The organism is Bradyrhizobium sp. ISRA442 (assembly GCF_038085055.1).
In the GTDB taxonomy this organism is placed as follows: domain Bacteria; phylum Pseudomonadota; class Alphaproteobacteria; order Rhizobiales; family Xanthobacteraceae; genus Bradyrhizobium.
This window is the reverse complement of sequence record NZ_JALGCN010000073.1, coordinates 1-617: the sequence shown is the minus strand read 5'-3', so window position 1 is coordinate 617 and position 617 is coordinate 1. Positions and strand designations below refer to the sequence as shown.

General features: G+C 62.4%; 1 tRNA gene and 1 pseudogene. Both read right to left on the bottom strand.

From position 1 onward, the window contains the following. Positions 1-67: 67 nt before the first annotated feature. Positions 68-150, bottom strand: a tRNA-Asn gene (locus MTR72_RS40250). Continuing rightward, a pseudogene (locus MTR72_RS40245) lies at positions 147-492 on the bottom strand (ATP-dependent DNA ligase); the annotation flags it as partial. The pseudogene MTR72_RS40245 and the gene MTR72_RS40250, both read right to left, overlap by 4 nt. Positions 493-617 lie beyond the last annotated feature (125 nt).

Sequence of the window (617 nt, the reverse complement as noted above, 5' to 3'; positions counted from 1 at the left end):
TTGTCCGGCCCTCGCCGGCGAACGCGGTGTCCCACCGCCAGTTACACCACGCCTAGGGACACGATCGCTGCTCGGGCAGGCTTCGAACCTGCAGTGCCTTTCGGCGCGCGATTAACAGTCGCGAGGGTCTACCAATTCCCCCACCGTGCGAAACCGGCAATGGTCAGCGTCTCCCGCTGCACGCAGGTCTTCTTGACCCAGTCGTTCGTGCGTCCCCTCGGATAGGCGCTGTCCCGTACTTTCGATACGACGCCTTCGAGGCCGAGCTTGCAGGCATGTGCAAACATCTCGCGGCCATCTATCTCGACGCTTTCGCTGAACTGGACGTCCGTGCCGCTTAGGATCTTCCTGAGTTCGGCTTTGCGCTGAGAAAGAGGCAGCTTCCGGATATCGGCCGTTCAGGTAGAGCAGATCGAAAGCTACGAGCACGATGCTCTTCGATTTGCCCTTGAGCTCGTTCTGCAGGACCGAGAAGTCGGTCGTGCCGTCGGCGGTCATCGATCCTGAGTTTGCCGGCTACGCGCCGATCGCCCCGGCCGGCGAGCTATCGCCGCGCAGCAGGACTTCTGTCGTCTGGGACCGGCAGTGGCCTGTGAAACCGTAAGCCTCCGGTGGGG